We start from the raw sequence: 20,445 nt of genomic DNA, 5'->3' as shown, positions 1-20,445 counted from the left end.
TGCGATGATCATCGACACCCACCTGCACCCCACCAACCTGGTCGACGAGGCCTGGCGCCACACCGGCACGCCCTTCACCGGCGAGCGCATGCTCAAGCTGATGGACGGCCCCTACATGATCAACGGCAAGCCGCGCCGCATCGACATGGGCTTCATCCAGCCGCCGCCGGGCAACACCGGCTACCGCGACGGCAACCGCCGTGGCCGCGAGGGCGTGCGCGACTACATGTCGTACATCGCCGAGCTGTGCGTGAACTACCCCGATCGCTTCATCGGCAACTTCACCTTCAACCCGCGCTGGGGCCCGGAAAACGGTGCGGCGGAGCTGGAATTCCACGTCAAGGAATACGGTTTCAAGATGCTCAAGCTGCACGCCAACATGCACGGCTACCGCCCGGACCGCGCCCTGGACTGGCTGCGCCCGGCGATGAAGGTCTGCGCCAAGTACAACATCGTGGTGCTGATCCACACCGGTGACGGGCCCTACACCATCCCGACCATGTTCTACCCGATCATCCGCGAGTTCCCGATGGTGAACTTCATCATCGGCCACTTCGGCATCCAGACCGGCGGCAACTACTCCTTCGAGGCCTTCTGGATGGCGATGGACACGCCCAACGTGTACTGCGAGTCGGGCTGGTGCTTCCAGTCGCGCATCGTCGAGTTCGCCAAGGAGCTGCCGCGCCACAAGATCGTCTTCGGCACCGACTCGCCGCCGAACGAACCGGGCATGTGGCTGCGCGAGCTGGAGGTGCTCTGCTCGCCCGCCCCGCAAGGGCTGGGCATAGACGAAGACCACCTCGAGGACTACCTGGGCAACAACATCGCCCGCCTGGTGGGCATCGACCCGACGCCGCCGCCCAAGGACCTGGCGGAGGCGGAGATCCGCCTGACCACCACCTACCTCTAGGGTTTCCACTGCGGTACTTACAGGCGTCCCGGGGACCGCGCGCGGTCGGCCATCGGCCGGCCGCGTGCAGGGACTCGGACACCCCGCGCCCCGGGACCGCCTGCTTTTCGAGAGGTGCACCATGACCCTGCCGAGCTTTGCCACGACCCAGGATTTCCACGCGTTCATCGAGGCCTACCGCGAGCGCTTCGCCGACGACGTGCTGACCATCAAGGAACCCCTTTCCGCCGACCAGGACGTCACCGCCCTGGTCGACGCCCTGGCCGCCCGGGGCCAGCACCCGCTGCTGATCTGCGAGCGGGTGGGCAGCCTCGGCGTGCCGGTGGTGACCAACCTGTTCGCCTCGCGAACCCGCATCGCCCGGCTCTTCGGCACCACCCCGGCGAAGCTCCACGAGGTGTTCCAGGCCCGCGCCAACGCCCCCGTTCCGCCGGTCTACCTGGCCACCGGCCCGGTGCTCGACGAGGTGATCGAGGGCGAGGCCCTGGACCTGGCGCTGCTGCCGATGCTCAAGCACTTCGACAGCGACCGCGGGCCCTACATCACCAACGCCATCATCGTCGCCCAGGACCCGGTCACGGGCGTGGCCAACATGAGCTACCACCGCTCCATGCGCCATGCCCACCAGGCCCTGGCCACCAGCCTGCACTCCCGCGGCCACCTGTGGCGCATGCTGCAGGCCGCCCGCGAACGCGGCGAGGAGCTGCCGGTGGCCATGGTGGTGGGCGCCCACCCGCTGTTCATGCTGGCCGCCGCCGCGCGCCTGCCCTATGGCGCCGACGAGCGCGCGGTGGCCGGCGGCCTGTTCGGCGCGCCCCTGGAGCTGGTGAAGACACCGCGCTACGGCATCGGCGTGCCGGCCCACGCCGAGTTCGTGCTGGAGGGCGCCATCGACCCCACCGCCTATGCCGAGGAAGGCCCCTTCGGCGAGTTCAGCGGCTACTCCTCCGACCGCTCCACCAACAACGTGCTGCGCGTCGACACCCTGCTGCGCCGGCGCGACGCCTGGCTGGTGGACGTGGTGGGCGGGCGCTACGCCGAGCACCTGACCCTGGCGCGGCTGCCCCGCGAGGCGGAGATGAGCGAGAAGCTCAAGGCGCGCTTCCCGGCGGTGACCGCCGTGCACTACCCCAACTCCGGCACCCACTTCCATTGCTACGTGGCGCTGGACCAGAGCCGCGACGGCGAGGCGCGGCAGATCATGCTCGCCCTGCTCGGCTGGGACCCGTACCTGAAGACAGTGATCGCGGTGGACAGCGACATCGACATCAGCGACGACAGCCAGGTGCTCTGGGCGCTGGCCACGCACTTCCAGCCGCACCAGGACCTGTTCACCATCGACGGCCTGCCGGGCAGCCCGCTGGACCCGTCCTCCTCGGCCAACGGCACCACCTCGCGCATGGGCCTGGACGCCACCCGCAGCAGCGGCTTCGACGGCATCCGCGCGCAGCTCGACCCGCGCATCCAGGGGCGCATGCGCCAGCTGCTGAAGGGCTACCTGCCGGGGAGCGCGTCATGACGGCCCCCCGTCGCCTGGTGGTGGGCATCAGCGGCGCCTCGGGCTTCATCTACGGCGTGCGCCTGCTGGAGCTGCTGGAACAGCTGGGGATCGAGAGCCACCTGGTGCTGAGCCGCGCGGCGCAACTGACCATGGCCCACGAGACCGACTACAAGCTGGCCGACGTCATCGCCCGCGCCAGCCACCACCACCGCGCCGACGATGTGGCCGCCGGCATCGCCAGCGGCTCGTTCCGCTGCCTGGGCATGGTGGTGGCGCCCTGCTCCATGCGCACCCTGGCGGAGATCGCCAGCGGCGCCTCCTCCAGCCTGCTGACCCGCGCCGCCGATGTGACCCTCAAGGAACGCCGGCCCCTGGTGCTGATGGCGCGGGAAACGCCGCTGACCCTGGCGCACCTGCGCAACATGACGGCGGTCACCGAGATGGGCGGGATCATCGCCCCGCCGGTGCCGGCCTTCTACGCCCGCCCGCAATCGCTTTCACAGATGGTCGACCACAGCCTCGGCCGGGTGCTCGACCTGTTCGGCCTCGACGCCGGCACCGCGCTGCGCTGGGGCGAACCCGCCCCGCAAGCCGGCGCCGCCGGTGGCCATTCCGCAACCCCGAAGGAGCTCGCATGAACAGTCCATTCAACGCCCCGACGCCCAACCGCAAGATCCCGGTGACCATCCTCACCGGCTTCCTCGGGGCCGGCAAAACCACCCTGCTCAACTACATCCTCAAGGAGAACCACGGCCACAAGATCGCCGTGATCGAAAACGAGTTCGGCGAAGTCGGCATCGACGGCGACCTGGTGCTCAGCTCCGAGAGCGAGGAGATCTACGAGATGGTCAACGGCTGCGTGTGCTGCACCGCCGAGGTCCGCGAGGACCTGGTGCGCATCATCCGCGAGCTGGTGGCGCGCCCGGTGCGCCTGGACCGCATCCTCATCGAGACCAGCGGCCTGGCCGACCCCTACCCGGTGGCGCAGAGCTTCTTCATCGACGACCCGATCGCCGCCGAGGTGGAGCTGGACGCCATCGTCACCCTGGTGGACGCCAAGCACGTCGCCCAGCACCTGGAGGACCTGCAGCTCGACGGCGTGGACAACCAGGCGGTGGACCAGATCGTCTGCGCCGACCGCATCATCATCAACAAGGTGGACCTGGTGAACGGCGAGGAACTGGCCGACCTGCAAGGCAAGGTGCGCAGCCTCAACGCCACCGCCGAGCTGGTGACCTCCAGCTACGCCCGCATCGACCTGGACGGCATCCTCGGCGTCGGCGCCTTCGAGGCCACCCGCAAGCTGATGGAGATCGGCGCGGAGCATCACGATCACGACCATGACCATGACCATGACCATGACCACCACGAGCATGCTGCGGACACCGACCACGAGCACGACCCCAGCGTCAGCTCGGTGGGCATCGCCGTGACCCAGGACATCGACCTGATGGCCTTCCACCGCTGGATCACCGACCTGCGCCAGCGCCAGGCCGACACCCTCTACCGCATGAAGGGCGTGCTCGCCGTGCAGGGCGAGGACCAGCGCTACGTGCTGCAGGGCGTGCACAGCCTGGTGGAATTCCGCGCCTCCACGCCCTGGGGCAACGAGCCGCGCACCAGCAAGATCGTGTTCATCGGCCGCGACCTCGATCGCGCCGCCCTCAACCAGGGGTTCGCCGCCTGCCTCGCAGGCTGACCACGCTCCGGGCTGCCGCTACGCCCGTGAGCCGGGCGACGGCCCTGGGCACACTGAACGGGTTCCCTCAGCAACAAGAACAATTCGCCAGAGGACTTACACCATGAATTCAGCCGTGCACCCGGTAGACCAGATTCTGCCGCTCCGTCAGATGCTCACCCTCGGCCTGCAACACATGGCCGTCTCGTACATCGGCGCCATCGCCGTCCCCCTGATCGTCGCCAGCGCCCTGAAGATGTCCCAGCCGGACACCGTGCTGCTGATCAGCACCACGCTGTTCTGCTGCGGCATCGCCACCCTGATGCAGACCCTGGGCTTCTGGAAGTTCGGCGTGCGCCTGCCGATCCTCCAGGGCGCCGCCTTCAGCAGCGTGGGGCCGGTGATCGCCATCGGCAGCAACCCCGACATCGGCGTCGCCGGCATCTGCGGCGCGGTGATCGGCGCCGGCCTCTTCACCATGCTGGTGGCGCCCTGGGTGGGGCGCCTGCGACGGCTGTTCCCGCCGGTGGTCACCGGCTGCATCGTCACGGTGATCGGCCTGCAGCTGTTCCCCATCGCCTACGAATGGGCCGGCGGCGGGCGCAACCACAGCGACTTCGGCGCCCCCGGCTTCCTGCTGGTGACGGTGGTGGTGCTGGCGGTGATCCTGCTGGTGACCCGCTACGGCAGCCCGCTGCTGCGCAACATGTCGGTGCTGATCGGCATGCTGGTGGGGGGCGGCCTGGCCTATGGGCTGGGCATGGGCAACTTCCACGGCGTGGAGGAAGCGCCCTGGTTGACGGTGCCGGTGCCCTTCCACTTCGGCGTGCCCACCTTCGCGCTGATCCCCATCGCCACCATGGTGGTGGTGATGATCGTGCAGATGGTCGAGTCCATGGGCCTGTTCGTGGCCATCGGCGACATCGTCGAGCGCCCGGTGGAAGACCGCCAGGTGGTCGCCGGGCTGCGCGCCAACGGCCTGTCCAGCGCCATCGCCGGGATGTTCGCCGCCTTCCCCTTCATCGCCTTCATGGAGAACGTCGGCCTGGTGATCCTCACCGGCGTGCGCAGCCGTTGGGTGGTGGCCGTCAGCGGGCTGATGATGTGCGCCGTGGCGCTGATTCCCAAGGCCGGCGCCGTCATCGCCTCGATGCCCACCGCCGCCCTGGGGGGCGCGGCCGTGGCCATGTTCGGCGTGGTCGCCGCCGCCGGCATCCAGACCCTGGCCAAGGTCGACTACGAGCGCAACCGCTACAACGTGCTGATCGTCGGCTTCACCATCGCCGCCGCGCTGGTGCCGGTGCTTTCCCCCGCCCTGTTCCATCAACTGCCCGAGTGGAGCCAGCCCTTCCTGCACAGCAGCGTGGTGATCGCCTGCCTGGTGTCGGTGGGCCTCAACGCCGCCCTCAATGGCGTCGGCGTGCCGGACACCGCGAACGGCAAGACCCTCCACGACGTGCTCTGACCGCAACCACGGGAACCTTCCATGAACGACATCCTGATCAAGAATCCCCAGGCGGTGATGACCGGCCTGCGCGGCGACCGCGCCCGCGCCGGTGGCGTCGACATCCGCATCCGCAACGGGCGCATCGCCGAGATGGCCAACGACCTGCAGCCGGGCGCCGGCGAGCGGGTGATCGACGCGCGCAACTGCCTGGTCTACCCGGGCTGGGTGAACACCCACCACCACCTGGCGCAGAACCTGCTCAAGGCCGTACCCGCGGGCCTCAACCAGGACCTGCAAGGCTGGCTGGCCAGCGTGCCCTACCCGCGCCTGTCGCGCTTCACCACCGAGCTGGTGCGCATCGCCGCGCGCCTGGGCATGGCCGAGCTGCTGCTGTCGGGCGTCACCACCTGCGCCGACCACCACTACCTCTACCACGCCCATGGCAGCACCGAGAGCGGCGATGCGCTGTTCGACATCGCCGAAGAATTCGGCATGCGCTTCGTGCTCTGCCGGGGCGGTGCATTGGAGTCGGCCAACGCCCACCCGGGCTTCTCCAAGACCGCGCTGCAGCCGGAGAGCCTGGAACAGATGCTCGGCGACATCGAGCGGCTCAAGGCGCGCTACCACCAGAACACTCCGGACGCCCTGCGCCGGGTGGTGGTCGCCCCCACCACGCCGACCTTCTCGCTGCCGCCGACGCTGCTCCGCGAGCTGGCGCAGAGCGCCCGGCGCATGGGCCTGCGCCTGCACACGCACCTGTCGGAGACGCAGAACTACGTGAACTTCTGCCGCGAGAAGTACAACTGCCTGCCGGTGGAGTTCGTCGCCGAGCACGAGTGGCTGGGGCCGGACGTGTGGTTCGCCCATATGGTCCATGCCCAGCCGTCGGAGATCCGCATGCTGGCGCAGACCGGCACCGGCATCTCCCACTGCCCGGTGAGCAACGCGCGCCTGGGCAGCGGCATCGCCCCGGTGCCGCAGATGGCGGCAGCCGGCGTGCCCATCTCCCTGGGGGTGGACGGCGTCGCCTCCAACGAATCCGGGAGCATGGTGGGCGAGGCCAACACCGCCTGGCTGATCCACCGCGCCAACCAGGGCGCCTCGGCCACCCTGGCCGAGGACGTCATCCACTGGGGCACCGCCGGCGGCGCCACGGTGCTGGGCCTGGGCGCAGTGGGCACCCTGGAAGTGGGCCAGGCCGCCGACCTGGTGCTCTACGGCCTCGACCACCCGCGCTTCTTCGGCTTCCACGACCCGGCCCTGGCGCCGGTGCTGGCCGGCGAGCCGATGGCGGTGCGCTACAGCCTGGTGGGCGGGCGCCTGGTGGTGGATGACGGGGTGATCCCGGGGCTCGATATCGAGCGCCTGCGCCGCGAAGCCCTGGACGGCGTGCAGCAGCTGCTGCAGGGCGACTGACGCCGGAAAGCCGCGCTGCCCGGGGCTCAGGGCGGCGCGGTGGGCGGCTCGGCGGGGCACTCGCGAAACATGGCACGAAAGTGCTAATTTCCGCATTCCCCTGCCCTTCCGAGCCCCCGCCATGGCCCTGACCTTCCGCCCCGCGACACCGGCCGATGCCCCGGCCATCGCCCCGCTGGTGTACCGCTCCGGCCCCGCCGCCTTCGATCACGCCTTCGCCCGTGGCGGGCGCAGCGCGGTGGACTTCCTGCGCTGGACCCTGGCGCGGGAGGCGGGCGAGTTCGGCTACCGCCTGCACTGGGTGGGCGAGCAGGACGGCCGCATCGTCGCCACCGGCACCGCCTTCAGCGGCGAGGCCAACCTGCGCAACAGCCTGGCGGCGCTGGGGCAGATCGTCGGCTTCTACGGCTTCGGCGCCGCCGCGGTGATCCGCCGCGGCCTGCAGCTGGAGCGCATCATCCAGCCGCCCCCCGCCGCCACCTGCTACCTCGCCCACCTGGGCGTGGCAGAGGGCCTCACCGGCCAGGGCATCGGCCAGCGGTTGATCGACCACCTGCTGCACCTGGGCCGCCATGACGGCCTGCAACGCGCGGCCCTCGACGTTTCCGCCGCCAACCCCCGCGCCCAGGCCCTCTACGAACGCCTCGGCTTCGTGGTCGAGCACGAGCGCCCCTCCCTTATCCCTGGCATCGCCGCCCATCGGTTCATGGCCCGGAGCCTGTAAAAAGCCCCCGTAGGTTGGCGCCGAGCGCAGCGAGGCCCAACGTTGCACGGCCCATGGCGAGCGCGGCGCGTGGTGGAGCTCATGGTCAGAGAAGAGCGGTGGGCTGAAGCGGAGCGCCGCCCGGCCCACCCTACGCCCCCCTTGGGGGCCCTGTCGCGTCCGCGATAAGCCGGGCTACCGGAGCGGGTATTCCTGGGTTTAGGATGCGGCTGCAGGCGCCCGCAGAGGCGCCCACCTGACCGCGACGGCCTGTTCACCGACCACAGGGATAACCCATGAGCACGCTGGAAACCGTTGAAATGAAGGCCTTCGTCCCCGCGAAGGACTACGAACAGAGCAAGGCCTTTTACCTGGACCTGGGCTTCAAGCCCGGCGGCGTCTCCGAGGAGATCGCCTATTTCAGCCATGGCGACTGCGCCTTCCTGCTGCAGAACTTCTACGAGCAGGCCCTGGCCGAGAACCTGATGATGCACCTGCTGGTGAAGGACGTTGAGGCCTGGTGGCAGCACGTGCAGGCCAGCGGCGTGATCGAGCGCTACGGCGTGCGCGCCATCCCGCCCGAGGACCAGCCCTGGCGCATCCGCGACTTCATTCTTTTCGACCCCAGCGGCGTGCTGTGGCGTATCGGCCAGAACATCTGAGCGCAATCCCGCCGGCGCCCGTGCCGGCGGGCCCCGGGCCAGCGTCTATGCTTGCTCTGACCTGAAGTGACGGCGGTGCCGCTAAGTGATTCCCCTCCTCGTCTGCGATGACTCGATGATGGCGCGCAAGCAACTGATCCGCGCGCTGCCCCAGGATTGGCCGGTGACCATCACCCAGGCCACCCAGGGTGAAGAAGCCATGGCCGCCATTCGCCAGGGTTTGGGCCAGGTGGTGCTGCTGGACCTGACCATGCCGGTGATGGATGGCTACCAGGTGCTGGCCCAGCTGCAGGCCGAGGGCCTGGTGGCCCAGGTGGTGGTGGTCTCCGGCGACATCCAGGAAGAGGCCCAGCGCCGGGTGCTGGAACTGGGCGCCCTGGCCTTCCTCAAGAAACCCGCCGACCCCGCCGAGCTGCGCGCCGTGCTGGTGCGCCTGGGCCTGCTCAAGGTGCCGGCACCGGGTGTGCCCGCCGAGCCGGTGCCCTCCCGCGAGGACCTGGTCCTCAAGGTCAACTTCCGCGATGCCCTGCGCGAGGTGAGCAACGTCGCCATGGGTCGCGCCGCCGCGCTGCTGGCCAAGGTGCTGAACGTGTTCGTGCAGCTGCCGGTGCCCCAGGTGAACATCTTCGAAGTCAGCGAGCTGCACATGACCCTGGCCGACGCCCAGAGCGGCGAGCGGCTCAGCGCGCTGTGCCAGGGCTTCATCGGCGACGCCATCGCCGGCGAGGCGCTGCTGCTGTTCCACGATTCCGAGATCGCCGACATGGCCAACCTGCTGGGCTGGCACCCGGCCGACGACAAGGAAACCTCGGAGATGCTGCTGGACCTGGCCAGCATCATCATCGGCGCCTGCCTGGCGGGCATCGCCGAGCAGATCGACGTGCGCTTCTCCCAGGGCCACCCGCAGCTGCTCGGCCAGCATGCGTCCATCGAGCGGCTGATCCACCTCAACCGCACCCGCTGGAAGAAGACCCTGGCCGTGGAGATCAGCTACAGCGTCGAGGGCCACAACGTGCACTTCGACCTGCTGCTGCTGTTCACCGAGGACTCGATCCCGCGCCTGACCCACAAGATCCGCTACCTGATGGACTGACCATGCCGGCACAGATCGATATCAAAGAGGTTCACTGGCTGCTCGACATCGTGCAGTGCATCGACGTCGGCGTGATCGTTCTCGACCGCCAGTACAAGGTGGAGGTGTGGAACAGCTTCATGGAGAACCACTCCGGCATGGGCCCGGACGAGGTCCACGGCAAGGTGCTGTTCGAGCTGTTCGACGAGATCGACGAAACCTGGCTGCGACGCAAGGTGGACAGCGTGGTACAGCTGGGCACCCGCGCCTTCAGCCTGTGGGAGCAGCGGCCCTACCTGGTGCGCTTCAAGAACTACCAGCCGATCACCGGGGAGGAGGACCTCATGTACCAGAACGTCACCCTGCTGCCGCTGATGGGCGCCAGCGGCAGCGTGGAGCACCTCTGCGTGGTGATCTACGACGTCACCGAGGTGGCGCGCTACAAGAAGCAGGTCGCCGCCATCCGCGCCGGCGACGGCGGCCCGGCATAACCCCCGCCCCCGCACGACCCGTGTAGGGGCGAATTCATTCGCGATCGGTCGATCAGGCCATGCACCCCACAGCATGGGTTTCGCTCCGCTCTACGCCATCCTACGGGCGCCGGCTGCCCTCCATCACTTGATGTACCACCCCCAGGGTTCCTGGCTGCGGTACTCGGTGACCTGCTTGACCTCCAGGTAGTTGTCCAGCCCCCAGCGGCCGAGCTCGCGGCCGATGCCACTGTGTTTCATGCCGCCCCAAGGCGCCTGGGTGAAGGTGGGTTGCGAGCAGTTGACCCAGACGATGCCGGCGCGCAGGCCGTTGGCCACCCGCGCGGCACGGTCGAGGTCGGCGCTCATCACCGCGGCGGCGAGGCCGAAGCGGCTGTCGTTGGCCAGGCGCAGGGCGTCGGCTTCGGTCTTGAAGCGTTTGACGCAGAGCACCGGGCCGAAGATCTCGTCGCGCCAGATGCTGGCGTTGTCCGCCGGCTCGTCGAAGATCGTCGGCTCCAGGAAGTAGCCGTGGGACAGGTGCCCGGGGCGCTTGCCGCCGCTGATCAGGGTCGCCTCGCGGGTCCCCTGCTCGATCATGCCCATGACCTTCTGGTACTGCCCGGCGCTGACCAGCGGGCCCAGCAGCACGCCGCGCTCCAGGCCCGGGCCGATGGTGATGCGCCGCGCCTCGGCGACCAGGCGTTCGAGCAGGCGCGGGGCGATGCCCTCCTGCACCAGCAGCCGCGAGGTGGCGCTGCACACCTGGCCCTGGTTCCAGAAGATGCCGAACATGATCCACTCCACCGCCGCCTCGATATCCGCGTCGTCGAAGACGATGAAGGCCGACTTGCCCCCCAGCTCCAGGCTGATGTTCTTGATGTCGGCCGCCGCCGCCGACATGATTTTCGCCCCCGTGGGCACGCTGCCGGTGAAAGCCAGCTTGTCCACGCCCGGGTGCTGGCTGAGGGGCCCGCCGGCATCGCCGCCGAGGCCGGTGACCACGTTGAGCACGCCCGAGGGCAGGCCGATGCGGTCCGCCGCGCTGGCCAGTTCCAGGGCGGTGAGCGGAGTCAGCTCCGAGGGCTTGAGCACGCAGGTGGCGCCGGCGGCCAGGGCCGGGGCGACCTTCCAGGCGGCCATCAGCAGCGGGTAGTTCCAGGGGATGATCTGCCCGGCCACGCCCACCGGCTCGTGGCGGATGCGGCAGCTGAAGCGCGCATCCGGCAGTTCCAGCGCCTCGTCCTGGCGGCCGTCCAGCTCCCGCGCCAGCTCGGCGTAGTAGCGGAAGCAGCCGATGGCGTCGGCGATGTCCCATTGCGCCTCGGGCAGCGGCTTGCCGTTGTCGCGCACCTCCAGCACCGCGAGGGCGTCCTGGCGGCCTTCCAGCTCGCTGGCCAGGGCCTCCAGCCAGCCGGCGCGCTCGGCGCCGGTGGTCTGCCCCCAGCCGCGGTTGAAGGCCTGGCGCGCAGCGCGCACGGCGTGGTCGATGTCTTCCTCGGTGGCCGCCGGCACGCGCTGGATCAGGTCGCCGCTGCTCGGGTCGATCACGTCGAAATGGCCACCCAGGTCCGGGCGGACCCATTGCCCGTTGATATACAGCTGGTCACGCATGGTGTTCTCCAGGTGGTCGTCAGGCGCCGGCACGGCGGTTCTGCAGGTAGCGGGAGGTGAACAGCAGCGCCAGGGAGGCGCAGATGATCACGGTCGAGATGGCGTTGATCTCCGGGGTGATGCCCCGGCGGATGGACGAGAAGATGTAGATCGGCAGCGTGGTTTCCGAGCCGGCGACGAAGAAGGCGATGATGAAATCGTCGAAGCTGAAGGTGAACGCCAGGAGGAAGCCGGCCATGATCGCCGGGGCGATCTGCGGCAGCACCACGCGGCGGAAGGTCTCCAGCGGCGGCGCGTAGAGGTCGGCGGAGGCTTCCAGCAGGGCCTTGTCCAGGGCCTCGACGCGGGTGCGGACGATGACCATCACCAGCGCCATGGTGAACAGCGAATGGGCGGCGACCACCGTGACGAAGCCCATGCGCAGGCGCGGCAGGCCGGCGCCGAGGATCATATCCAGCAGCGGGTTGAGCACCTCGAACAGGCTGATGAAGGCGATCAGCGTGGCGATGCCGATGACGATGCCGGGGATGATGATCGCGCAGTAGGTCAGGGCGTCGAAGAACATCCGCACGCGCCGCCCCACCCGCTGCAGGCCGAACACCGCGAGGGTGCCGAACAGGGTGGCGATCAGCGCCGAGCACAGGGCGATCAGCGCGCTGTTGCCCAGGGCTTCCATGATGAAGGGGTTGCCGAAGGCGCGGCCGAACCACTGCACCGAGCAGCATTCGAAGGACAGCCCGCTGCGCCCGGCGTTGAAGCTGAAGAGGATGATCAGCGCGATGGGCGCATAGAGGAACAGGTACAGCGAGGTGGAATAGCTGCGCAGCCACATGTCAGAGCATCCCGTCGGTGGAGCGCTTGCCGTAGCGCGCCACGAGCTTGAGGTAGAGGAAGATGATCACCAGCATCATCGCCACCAGGGTCATGGCCACCGCGCTGCCGAAGGGCCAGTTGCGCGATTGCAGGAACAGGTCGACCAGGGCGTTGCCGACGAAGAACACCTTGCCGCCGCCGAGGATGGCGGGGATGAGGAACTCGCCCATGAGCAGGATGAACACCAGCATGGCGCCGGTGATCACCCCCGGCGCGGAGAGCGGCAGGGTGACCCGGCGGAAGGTTTCGAAGGCGCTGGCGCCGAGGTCGGAAGAGGCTTCCAGCAGGCGCTTGTCGAGCTTCTCCAGGCTGACGTAGATGGGGAACACCATCAGCGGCAGGTAGCCGTAGACGATGCCGATCAGCACCGCCGTGGGGGTGTTGATCAGGCGCACGCCCTCCAGGCCGACGCTGGCCAGCAGCGCGGGAATGCCCTTGCCGCCGAGGATGAAGATCCAGGCGTAGGTGCGGATCAGGAAGCTGGTCCAGAACGGCACGATCACCAGGGTCAGCAGCAGCGAGCGGTTGCGCTGCACCTTCACCGCGAGGAAGTAGGCCAGCGGGTAGGCCGCCAGCAGGCACACCAGGGTGCCCACCGGGGCGAGGAACAGGGTGTTGGCGAAGGCCTTGGCCCGTGAGCCGAGGTTGAGGTAGTTGTCCAGGGTCAGCGCGGCGGCATAGCCCCCCACCGGGCTGCGCTCGCCGAGGCTGAAGACCAGGATGATCACCAGCGGCATCAGCAGCATCAGCAGGAACCACAGGGTGGAAGGCAGCAGCAGGAGCAGCGTGACGCGGCGGCCGAGGCTGCGGCTTTCAACCGGCGGGGCCTGGCCCGCATCGACCGCTGCGGGAGCGCTGAGAGCGACGTTCATGGAAGAGTCCCTACGATTCATGGAGGCGACCTGGGAGCGAGCTCTGCTCGCGAATGCGGCGTCGCGATTCACGGGTGGAGCTCGCCCCTGCGACGGCAGCGACGGTCAGGCAGCCTTGAAACGCGCCATCAGTTCGGCGCGCTCCGGGCTGGTGAGGGTGGCGGCGGCGCCGAACTCCAGGGCGCTGAGCAGCTCGGCGGCCGGGTACATGATCGGGTCGTCGAGCATCGCCTTTGGCAGCAGCGCATCCACGCGCTTGTCGCCGCTGGGGTAGCCGTGGGCTTCCACTTCCAGCTTGTTCACCTGCGGGTCGAGGAGGAAGTTGATCAGCGCGTAGGCGGCATCCGGGCGCTCGGCACCCTTGGGGATGGCGAAGAAATCGCTCCACAGCTCGCCGCCTTCCTTGCCCAGGGTGAACTGCATGTTCGGCAGGTCGCGGTGCAGCTGCGAGCCGTCGCCGGTCCAGCACATGGACATCCAGGCATCGCCGTTGCGCATCGAGGGCTGGTAGTCGGAGTTGATGGCGAACAGGTGCGGCTTGACCTCCAGCAGCAGCTTCTCGGCGTCGGCCAGCTCTTTCGGGTCCAGCGAGTTGAAGCTGTAGCCGAAGGATTTCAGCGCATTGCCGATGGCGGTGAGCTGGTAGTCGTGGACCATCACCCGGCCGGAGGCGTCGCCCTTGGCCAGTTCCCAGAACTCTTTCCAGCTGCTGGGTTTGGACTTGATCTTGTCGCTGTCGTAGACGAAGCCGGTGGTGCCCCAGTTCTTCGGCACGGCGTAGAGCTTGCCGTCGACAATGCCCTGCTCCATGAAGCGCTTCTCGTAGCTGGCGGCATCGAAGTTGGGCAGGCGCGCCAGGTCCAGCGGCTCGATCAGGCCCAGCTCGACGTAGGTGCTGATGGTGTAGTTGGTGGGCACGAAGAGGTCCCAGCCGCTGCCGCCGGCCTGGAGCTTGGCGAGCATCTCCTCGTTGGAGCCGAAGACGTTCATCTGTACGTGGGCGCCGGTCTTCTCGGCGAAGGCGGCGAAGTTCTCGGCGTTGTGATAGTTCGGCCAGGTGGCCAGCACCACGCGGTCGCCGATGGCCTTGTCGGCGCCATAGGCCTTGCTGGTGAGCAGCCCGGGCATGTGGGTGGCGACCACCGCGGCGGCCAGGCCGAGGCCGGTGCGGCCGAGGAATTCGCGTCGGGTGATGGAGCCGTTCTGCCAGCTGCGCATCTGTTTGATGAAGTCTTTACGGTCCATTGCCTGCTACCCCGCCAGTTCGTCTGTGGTTTTTATTCACTGCAGAAGCCCCCGCGATGCCTTGCAGGGGGTATGAAACCTAGAGCGCCATGGCCAGGCCGGCGGCCTGGTCCCAGCCGATGCGCACCGGCGCGCCGTGCTCGAAGGCCGCCTTGTCGCGCCCCGTGTGGCCCGGCACCCGCACGCAGACGATGCCGAAGGGCTCGGTGCGCACGCGGTATTCGGTGAGGTTGCCCAGGTAGATGCGGTCCACCACCTCGCCGGCCAGGCTGATCTCCCGGGCCAGGGCGTCGGCGGCGTTGCCGATGGCGATCTGCTCCGGGCGCACGGCGATGCAGCCGGGGTCGCTGGCGGCCAGGCGCGGGCCGGTGGGCGTGGCCGGGCTGGCCAGTTGCAGGCCCTGGGGCATGTCCAGCAGCACGCGGTCGCCGTCCACCTGGCGCACGGTGCCGGTGAACAGGTTGGATTCGCCGATGAAGTCCGCCACGTAGCGGCTGGCGGGGGTTTCGTAGAGCTGCTCGGGGGTGGCTGTCTGGATGATGCCGCCGTCCTGCATGACGCTGATGCTGTCGCTCATGGACAGTGCCTCTTCCTGGTCGTGGGTGACCAGCACGAAGGTGATGCCGACCTCGCGCTGCAGGCGCAGCAGCTCGGATTGCATCTCCTTGCGCAGCTTGCGGTCCAGCGCCGCCAGGGGTTCGTCCAGCAGCAGCACCGTGGGCTTGTTGACCAGGGCGCGGGCCAGGGCCACGCGCTGCTGCTGGCCGCCGGAGAGTTCGTGGGGCTTGCGCTGGCCGAAGCCGCCGAGGCGCACCATCTCCAGGGCTTCGTCGGCGCGGCGACGCTGCTCGTCGCGATCCGGGCGCGGGTTGAGGTAGCGCAGGCCGTAGGCGATGTTTTCCGCCACCGTGAGGTGGGGGAACAGCGCGTAGCTCTGGAACACCATGTTCACCGGCCGCTGGTGCGCCGGGATGCCCGCCACCGGGCGGCCGCCGAGCCAGACCTCACCGGCGCTGGGCTGCTCGAAGCCGGCGATCATGCGCAGGGTGGTGGTCTTGCCGCAGCCCGAGCTGCCGAGGAAGGAGTGGAAGGCGCCGCGACGGACCTTGAAGTTCAGCCCGCTGACCGCGCGCACCGAGCCGTAGCTCTTTTCCACGTTGCGGAATTCGATATCGAAGACAGCCTCTGCATCGCTCACGACCAGCCCCTTTTCCAGGTGTTCCTGCTTGTGGAGCCACGCTAGCAACCGCCGTTTCGGGCTGTATATATCCCTCCGGGGATAGGGCTGGCCGGCCACAACCAGCACCCAGTCGGTTGCCGCAGCTATGCACAGAAGCTGTGGATAACTTTGTGGACAGAGGGTGGATGGGCGCGTGCGCACCACTCCCGACAGGGGCCACCGCAAACTGCTCAAAAAACGATCAATCGCTCTACCCCGGAGTGCGTCGGTGGCTAGCAGATCGAACCCTGCCGGGCAAGGGTACGAGTGCCCACAGAAACGGTGGATGAAGCTGTGGATAACTCGTCTATAACATTCTACAGCCCACTGGATACGGGCACCTTGCGAATATGTACAAAAAATGAACAGCGGTGCAAAACTGCGATTTCAGGTCGCAGTGGCGACGAAAAGCGCCTGCCACCCGGGCCCCGCGAAGGCAAGCTTTTTTTCTGCATAAAAAGGCTTGCCGCACAGGCCGAAATGCCGCAGGGGGTGCGGTTTTCTGCTCACATTATCTGTGGAACGGATTGTGGATAACTCGTGGACAGGCGGCTCGGGGCCAAGCGCCGCGCGGCTTCCAGCATGATGGATGGTTATTGATCAGCGCCGCTAAATTCCACTTGGCGATAAGCGAAATGCCTCAGATCGCCGCGCGCAATACCGCTTCGCTGACCGCCTCCCGCTGGCCGGCGAGGTCGCGCACCAAAAGCCCGAGCAGCTCCGATTGGCTGCCGATACCGAGCTTGGCGTAGATGTTCTTGCGGTGGATCTTCACCGTGCCGGGGCTGATGGCCAGGTGCTCCGCCACCGAGGCGCTGGAGTGCCCGCGCAGGAGCATCTGCACCACTTCCTGCTCACGGGCGGTGAGCAGGTGGGCGCCGAATTGCTCGAAGGTTTCGCGGATCTTGTAGTCCAGGTCCTGGGCCGGGCGCGGCTGGTGGGCACGGCGCTGTTCCCAGGCCTCCCCCACCACCTGTTCGACCACCGCCTGGGCGCAGTCGAGCAGTTGCATCTCGTCGCGGCTGTAGGCCGGGCTGCAGGCGCTGCGCATCAGCGAGAGCACCGCCTTGGCGCCGTCGGCCAGGTCGATGAAGAAGGCGATCTCCTCGGTGAGGCCGGTCTGCTGGTAGTAGGTGACGTAGTACTCGCCCAGGTAGAAGTGGTCCGGGGCGAACTGGCGCAGGCGCCACAGGCCGGGAGCCTGGTTGCGGGTGCAGGCGAGGTAGAAGGGGTCGAGCAGGTAGGGGCCGACCTGGTAATCCTCGACGTAAACGTGGCGCTTGTCCGCCGGGAAGGTGTCGAACAGCGCCAGGGGCCGGTGGTTGCCCTCGTAGACGAAGAGCACGAAGTGGTCGACGTGGCAGATCTGCTGCAGCCACTGGGCGAGGCCGAGCAGGCGCGCACGGCCGGCGGGCTGTGACAGCAGGTGGGCGACACCGGTGGTCCAGTGCTTGAGTTCCTTGGGGCGCATCATGGAATCGTCTGACGTGGGACGGCGCTTCAAACACACTAGGCGTTCATCATTTCGCACAGAAATGCACGATTTGCGCCAATATCCCGAACTCTAGCCAATCCCGCGCCAGCCTGCGCGCCGCCTCGCTCAACGGCCTGCGCAGTGCACCTCGATGGTTCGCCTCGCCCCGCGTTGCGTCACCCGACGCTACACCGGGCGGTAGCAGTCAGCCCTTTTTCGCCTTGCCGAACCCGGGGCCCTTGCGCACGGCCTTGGCCTTCGGCGCCTCGCTGTCGATCCAGTTGCCCAGGCGCGCGCTGCCCGGCTTGCCCTGGGACTCCTTGGGTTTCTTCGGCTTCTTGGGCTTTTTCAGGATGGCGCCGGTGGCGTCGGTCTGCGGCACCCGGTGATCGGGGACGAAACCGGGCTCGTCGCGACGCTGCAGGGTCTGCTTGATCAGCACTTCGATGGCCGAGAGCAGCTGGACCTCGTCGGCGCAGACCAGGGAGATGGCCTCGCCCGTGGCGCCGGCACGGCCCGTGCGGCCGATCCGGTGCACGTAGTCCTCGGCGACGATGGGCAGGTCGAAGTTGACCACCAGGGGCAGGTCGTCGATGTCCAGGCCACGGGCGGCGACATCGGTGGCGACGAGGATCTGCACCTCGCCGGCCTTGAAGCGCTCCAGGGCGCGCAGGCGCGAGGGCTGCGGCTTGTCGCCGTGGATGGCGTCGGCGGACACGCCGGTGCGTTGCAGCTCGTCCACCAGTTCATCGACCCCCTTGCGGGTTTTGACGAAGACCAGCACCTGGCCCCAGCGGCGCTCCTGCAGCAGGTGCAGGAACAGCTCGGACTTGCGCTTCTTGTCCACGGTGGTCACCCACTGCTTGACGCTGCGGGCGGCGGCGTTGCGCGGGCTGACCTCGATGGACAGCGGGTCGCGCAGCAGCTCGCGGGCCATCTGGCGGATGGCGTCGGAGAAGGTGGCGGAGAACAGCAGGGTCTGGCGGCGGCGCGGCAGCGCGGAGAAGACATCGTCCAGCTCGCGGGAGAAGCCGAGGTCGAGCATGCGGTCGGCCTCGTCCAGCACCAGCGTCTGCACCTGGTTGAACTTGACCGCGTTCTGCCGGTACAGGTCGAGCAGGCGGCCGGGGGTGGCCACCAGCACGTCGATGCCCTTGCGCAGCTTCATCATCTGCGGGTTGATGCTGACCCCGCCGTACACCGCATAGGTGCGCAGCGGCAGGTTCTGCCCGTAGACGCGGAAGCTCTCGTGAACCTGCTCGGCCAACTCGCGGGTGGGCACCAGCACCAGGGCACGCACCGAGTTGGCGGCCACCTGCGGGCCTTCCATGGTCAGGCGCTGCAGCAGCGGCAGGGCGAAACCGGCGGTCTTGCCGGTGCCGGTCTGCGCCGCGGCCATCAGGTCGCGACCCTTGAGTACGGCGGGGATCGCCTCGGCCTGCACCGGCGATGGGGTCTGGTAGCCGAGCGTGTCGAGCGCGCGCAGCAGGGGGTCGATCAGGCCAAGGGAAGCGAAGGTCATGGAGGTAACAGCCAGGGAACGGAAAGGCGCAATTCTATCAGGCCGTTGGAAAACTACCTGCGTTCCTTGGCCGGATTCCGGCCTGCCGTCAGCTCGTCTGCTGCAGCACCGGCTCCTTGGTCTTGCGCCACTGTGGCAGGCCGATCAGCACCACGGCGCTGATGATCACCAGCATCGCCAGGCCCTCCTCGCCGCCGATGTGTTCACCGGCGAAGAGCACGCCGAGCAGTACCGCCACTGCCGGGTTGACGTAGGCGTAGCTGGTGGCCGCCGCCGGGCGCACGTTCTTCAGCAGGTAGAGGTAGGAACTGAAGGCGATGATCGAGCCGAACACCACCAGGTAGGCCAGGGCCGCCCAGCCGGCGGGGGTGGGCAGGGTTTCCATGCGCTCGCCACTCAGTGCACTGCCCAGCAGCAGCGCGGCGCCGCCGGCGAGCATTTCCACCGCGCTGGCCATGGGGCCGGCGGGCAGCGGCAGGTGCTTGCTCCACATGGAGCCGAAGGACCAGCTGGCGGCGGCGAAGATGATCAGTGCGGCGCCCAGGGGGCTGGCCTGGAGGTTGGAGCCGAGGTTGAGCAGAGCGATGCCGATCAGCCCGAGGACGATGCCGGCCCATTCCAGGCGCGTGGTGCGCTGGCCCCAGATAAGCCCGAACACCAGGGCGAACAGCGGCACCGTGGCCACCGCCAGGGCGGCGACGCCGGAGGCCACGCCCAGATGCTCGGCGAGGGTGACGCCGCCATTGCCGCAGCTGAGCAGCAGCACGCCGATCACCGCACCGGCCTTCCATTCACGCAGTGTGGGCATGGGCGCCCCGCGCCAGCGCAGCCAGGCGAACATCAGGCTGCCGGCGATGACGAAACGCACGCCGGCCATGAGCAGCGGCGGCCAGGATTCGACGCCGATGCGGATCGCCAGGTAGGTGGACCCCCAGATGATGTAGAGGGCGATGAAGGCGCCGATCAGCAGGAGGGGAAAACGTTGCGCAGGCATGGGGGGCTCGACGATCCGGTTGGCAGGGTGTTTATTCTATGCAAGGCCATATGGGGAAAATAAGCGATGAAACCTGCTTCAATGGCCACTTAACTTTCGAATCAACGCCAATAAACGCTGTTTGCCTTTTTTCCTAAACACAGCGCGTGGAGACCAACGATGGACAAGTATGATCGCCTGCTGCTCTCGGCGCTGATGGAGAACGGACGCGCCTCGTTCGCCGACCTGGCGCGCCGGGTCAACCTCTCGCCCCCGGCCGTGGCCGACCGCGTGGCCAAGCTGGAGGCCAGCGGGGTGATCACCGGCTACCACGCCGCCGTGGATCCGGCGAAGATCGGCCTGCCCATCGAGTGCGTGATCGAGCTGCGCCTCGCCGACCATGATTCCAAGCGCGCCCTGGAGGCCCTGGAGAAGATCCCGCAGATCTCCCTCTGCCACCGCATCACCGGCGACGCCTGCGTATTGATGAAAGCCGCCGTGGCGACCATGCCGGAGCTGCAGGACCTGATCGACCGCCTCAGCCAGTACGGCGCCAGCAAGACCTCGCTGATCCTCTCCACCCCCTTCGAACGGCGCATCCCGGCGGAATTGCAGGTGCACACCGGCAAGGTGGAGGCGTTGCGCAAGGTGTGAAGATGTTCCAGGCGCCGTAAACGTCGGGTTGCACCCGACCTACAGGCTGCGCGACTCCTGTAGGGGCGAATTCATTGGCTCTGTGTGCGTTAAGTGTTGCTAGAGGATTTGAGCTCAGCTGATTGCTGAGTTCTGGTGAT

The 20,445-nt window shown here is 68.0% G+C and carries 19 protein-coding genes; 11 read left to right on the top strand and 8 right to left on the bottom strand.

The features are described 5' to 3' along the window. Positions 1 to 4: 4 nt before the first annotated feature. The 10 genes from OEJ36_RS25655 to OEJ36_RS25610 all read left to right on the top strand — a co-directional run bounded on the left by OEJ36_RS25655 (position 5) and on the right by OEJ36_RS25610 (position 9,880). A complete protein-coding gene (locus OEJ36_RS25655; RefSeq protein ID WP_043245036.1) occupies positions 5 to 910 on the top strand; it encodes an amidohydrolase family protein in 906 nt (301 codons plus the stop codon). A gap of 121 nt (positions 911 to 1,031) precedes the next feature. After that, positions 1,032 to 2,429, top strand: coding sequence for a UbiD family decarboxylase (locus tag OEJ36_RS25650; protein ID WP_263403917.1), 1,398 nt, complete (start codon positions 1,032 to 1,034; stop codon positions 2,427 to 2,429). Further along, positions 2,426 to 3,049 carry a UbiX family flavin prenyltransferase gene (locus OEJ36_RS25645; RefSeq protein ID WP_263403916.1) on the top strand — a complete coding sequence of 208 codons (624 nt, stop codon included), beginning with the start codon at positions 2,426 to 2,428 and terminating at the stop codon, positions 3,047 to 3,049. Before OEJ36_RS25650 ends, OEJ36_RS25645 begins: the two co-directional genes overlap by 4 nt. Further along, the gene (locus tag OEJ36_RS25640) at positions 3,046 to 4,110 is read left to right on the top strand and encodes a CobW family GTP-binding protein (protein WP_263403915.1); all 1,065 of its coding nucleotides are present in this window, start codon (positions 3,046 to 3,048) and stop codon (positions 4,108 to 4,110) included. The genes OEJ36_RS25645 and OEJ36_RS25640 overlap by 4 nt, the downstream gene beginning before the upstream one ends. Positions 4,111 to 4,213: 103 nt before the next feature. After that, positions 4,214 to 5,554 carry a nucleobase:cation symporter-2 family protein gene (locus OEJ36_RS25635; protein ID WP_263403914.1) on the top strand — a complete coding sequence of 447 codons (1,341 nt, stop codon included), beginning with the start codon at positions 4,214 to 4,216 and terminating at the stop codon, positions 5,552 to 5,554. 21 nt (positions 5,555 to 5,575) lie between these two features. Further along, a complete protein-coding gene (locus OEJ36_RS25630) occupies positions 5,576 to 6,952 on the top strand; it encodes an amidohydrolase family protein (RefSeq protein WP_184489669.1) in 1,377 nt (458 codons plus the stop codon). A 121-nt stretch (positions 6,953 to 7,073) separates the two neighbouring features. Then, a complete protein-coding gene (locus OEJ36_RS25625; RefSeq protein ID WP_263403913.1) occupies positions 7,074 to 7,676 on the top strand; it encodes a GNAT family N-acetyltransferase in 603 nt (200 codons plus the stop codon). 275 nt (positions 7,677 to 7,951) lie between these two features. Then, on the top strand, positions 7,952 to 8,317 hold the full coding sequence (locus OEJ36_RS25620; protein WP_263403912.1) for a VOC family protein: 366 nt from the start codon (positions 7,952 to 7,954) through the stop codon (positions 8,315 to 8,317). 85 nt (positions 8,318 to 8,402) lie between these two features. Beyond that, positions 8,403 to 9,410 (top strand): response regulator, encoded by a 1,008-nt coding sequence (locus OEJ36_RS25615; protein WP_263403911.1) that lies wholly within the window; start codon positions 8,403 to 8,405, stop codon positions 9,408 to 9,410. A 2-nt stretch (positions 9,411 to 9,412) separates the two neighbouring features. Beyond that, on the top strand, positions 9,413 to 9,880 hold the full coding sequence (locus tag OEJ36_RS25610; protein WP_263403910.1) for a PAS domain-containing protein: 468 nt from the start codon (positions 9,413 to 9,415) through the stop codon (positions 9,878 to 9,880). Positions 9,881 to 10,003: 123 nt separating this feature from the next. Here the strand turns inward: OEJ36_RS25610 and OEJ36_RS25605 are convergent, their stop codons facing one another. The 8 genes from OEJ36_RS25605 to yedA all read right to left on the bottom strand — a co-directional run bounded on the left by OEJ36_RS25605 (position 10,004) and on the right by yedA (position 19,672). Beyond that, positions 10,004 to 11,473, bottom strand: coding sequence for an aldehyde dehydrogenase family protein (locus OEJ36_RS25605; RefSeq protein ID WP_263403909.1), 1,470 nt, complete (start codon positions 11,471 to 11,473; stop codon positions 10,004 to 10,006). Positions 11,474 to 11,492: 19 nt separating this feature from the next. Further along, positions 11,493 to 12,305, bottom strand: a complete 813-nt coding sequence (locus OEJ36_RS25600) for an ABC transporter permease (protein WP_263403908.1) — start codon at positions 12,303 to 12,305, stop codon at positions 11,493 to 11,495. 1 nt (position 12,306) lies between these two features. Next, a complete protein-coding gene (locus OEJ36_RS25595) occupies positions 12,307 to 13,218 on the bottom strand; it encodes an ABC transporter permease (RefSeq protein ID WP_263403907.1) in 912 nt (303 codons plus the stop codon). Between the two features lie 105 nt (positions 13,219 to 13,323). Then, positions 13,324 to 14,463, bottom strand: a complete 1,140-nt coding sequence (locus tag OEJ36_RS25590; protein WP_021217526.1) for a PotD/PotF family extracellular solute-binding protein — start codon at positions 14,461 to 14,463, stop codon at positions 13,324 to 13,326. Positions 14,464 to 14,542: 79 nt separating this feature from the next. Continuing rightward, entirely contained in the window at positions 14,543 to 15,661 is a 1,119-nt protein-coding gene (locus OEJ36_RS25585) for an ABC transporter ATP-binding protein (protein WP_184489663.1), read from the bottom strand. Positions 15,662 to 16,322: 661 nt separating this feature from the next. Continuing rightward, positions 16,323 to 17,153, bottom strand: coding sequence for a response regulator transcription factor (locus OEJ36_RS25580; protein ID WP_031287041.1), 831 nt, complete (start codon positions 17,151 to 17,153; stop codon positions 16,323 to 16,325). A gap of 208 nt (positions 17,154 to 17,361) precedes the next feature. Then, positions 17,362 to 18,678: a DEAD/DEAH box helicase gene (locus tag OEJ36_RS25575; protein ID WP_263403906.1), complete on the bottom strand. Its 1,317-nt coding sequence runs from the start codon at positions 18,676 to 18,678 to the stop codon at positions 17,362 to 17,364. A gap of 88 nt (positions 18,679 to 18,766) precedes the next feature. Next, positions 18,767 to 19,672 (bottom strand): drug/metabolite exporter YedA, encoded by a 906-nt coding sequence (gene yedA, locus OEJ36_RS25570; RefSeq protein WP_043245023.1) that lies wholly within the window; start codon positions 19,670 to 19,672, stop codon positions 18,767 to 18,769. Positions 19,673 to 19,831: 159 nt separating this feature from the next. Between yedA and OEJ36_RS25565 the strand changes: the two genes are divergently transcribed. Next, on the top strand, positions 19,832 to 20,305 hold the full coding sequence (locus OEJ36_RS25565; RefSeq protein ID WP_021217521.1) for an Lrp/AsnC family transcriptional regulator: 474 nt from the start codon (positions 19,832 to 19,834) through the stop codon (positions 20,303 to 20,305). The last annotated feature ends 140 nt before the right edge of the window (positions 20,306 to 20,445 follow it).

The organism is Pseudomonas sp. PDM13, assembly GCF_025685765.1.
GTDB lineage: Bacteria > Pseudomonadota > Gammaproteobacteria > Pseudomonadales > Pseudomonadaceae > Metapseudomonas > Metapseudomonas solani.
The sequence above is the reverse complement of the archived record's forward strand: the minus strand, read 5'-3'. Positions and strand labels throughout refer to the sequence as shown.

Coding starts and splice junctions, on each gene's coding strand:
- OEJ36_RS25655 (WP_043245036.1), top strand. CDS start 5: ATGATCATCGACACCCACCTGCACCCCACCAACCTGGTCGACGAGGCC.
- OEJ36_RS25650 (WP_263403917.1), top strand. CDS start 1,032: ATGACCCTGCCGAGCTTTGCCACGACCCAGGATTTCCACGCGTTCATC.
- OEJ36_RS25645 (WP_263403916.1), top strand. CDS start 2,426: ATGACGGCCCCCCGTCGCCTGGTGGTGGGCATCAGCGGCGCCTCGGGC.
- OEJ36_RS25640 (WP_263403915.1), top strand. CDS start 3,046: ATGAACAGTCCATTCAACGCCCCGACGCCCAACCGCAAGATCCCGGTG.
- OEJ36_RS25635 (WP_263403914.1), top strand. CDS start 4,214: ATGAATTCAGCCGTGCACCCGGTAGACCAGATTCTGCCGCTCCGTCAG.
- OEJ36_RS25630 (WP_184489669.1), top strand. CDS start 5,576: ATGAACGACATCCTGATCAAGAATCCCCAGGCGGTGATGACCGGCCTG.
- OEJ36_RS25625 (WP_263403913.1), top strand. CDS start 7,074: ATGGCCCTGACCTTCCGCCCCGCGACACCGGCCGATGCCCCGGCCATC.
- OEJ36_RS25620 (WP_263403912.1), top strand. CDS start 7,952: ATGAGCACGCTGGAAACCGTTGAAATGAAGGCCTTCGTCCCCGCGAAG.
- OEJ36_RS25610 (WP_263403910.1), top strand. CDS start 9,413: ATGCCGGCACAGATCGATATCAAAGAGGTTCACTGGCTGCTCGACATC.
- OEJ36_RS25605 (WP_263403909.1), bottom strand. CDS start 11,473: ATGCGTGACCAGCTGTATATCAACGGGCAATGGGTCCGCCCGGACCTG.
- OEJ36_RS25600 (WP_263403908.1), bottom strand. CDS start 12,305: ATGTGGCTGCGCAGCTATTCCACCTCGCTGTACCTGTTCCTCTATGCG.
- OEJ36_RS25595 (WP_263403907.1), bottom strand. CDS start 13,218: ATGAACGTCGCTCTCAGCGCTCCCGCAGCGGTCGATGCGGGCCAGGCC.
- OEJ36_RS25590 (WP_021217526.1), bottom strand. CDS start 14,463: ATGGACCGTAAAGACTTCATCAAACAGATGCGCAGCTGGCAGAACGGC.
- OEJ36_RS25580 (WP_031287041.1), bottom strand. CDS start 17,153: ATGCGCCCCAAGGAACTCAAGCACTGGACCACCGGTGTCGCCCACCTG.
- OEJ36_RS25575 (WP_263403906.1), bottom strand. CDS start 18,678: ATGACCTTCGCTTCCCTTGGCCTGATCGACCCCCTGCTGCGCGCGCTC.
- yedA (WP_043245023.1), bottom strand. CDS start 19,672: ATGCCTGCGCAACGTTTTCCCCTCCTGCTGATCGGCGCCTTCATCGCC.
- OEJ36_RS25565 (WP_021217521.1), top strand. CDS start 19,832: ATGGACAAGTATGATCGCCTGCTGCTCTCGGCGCTGATGGAGAACGGA.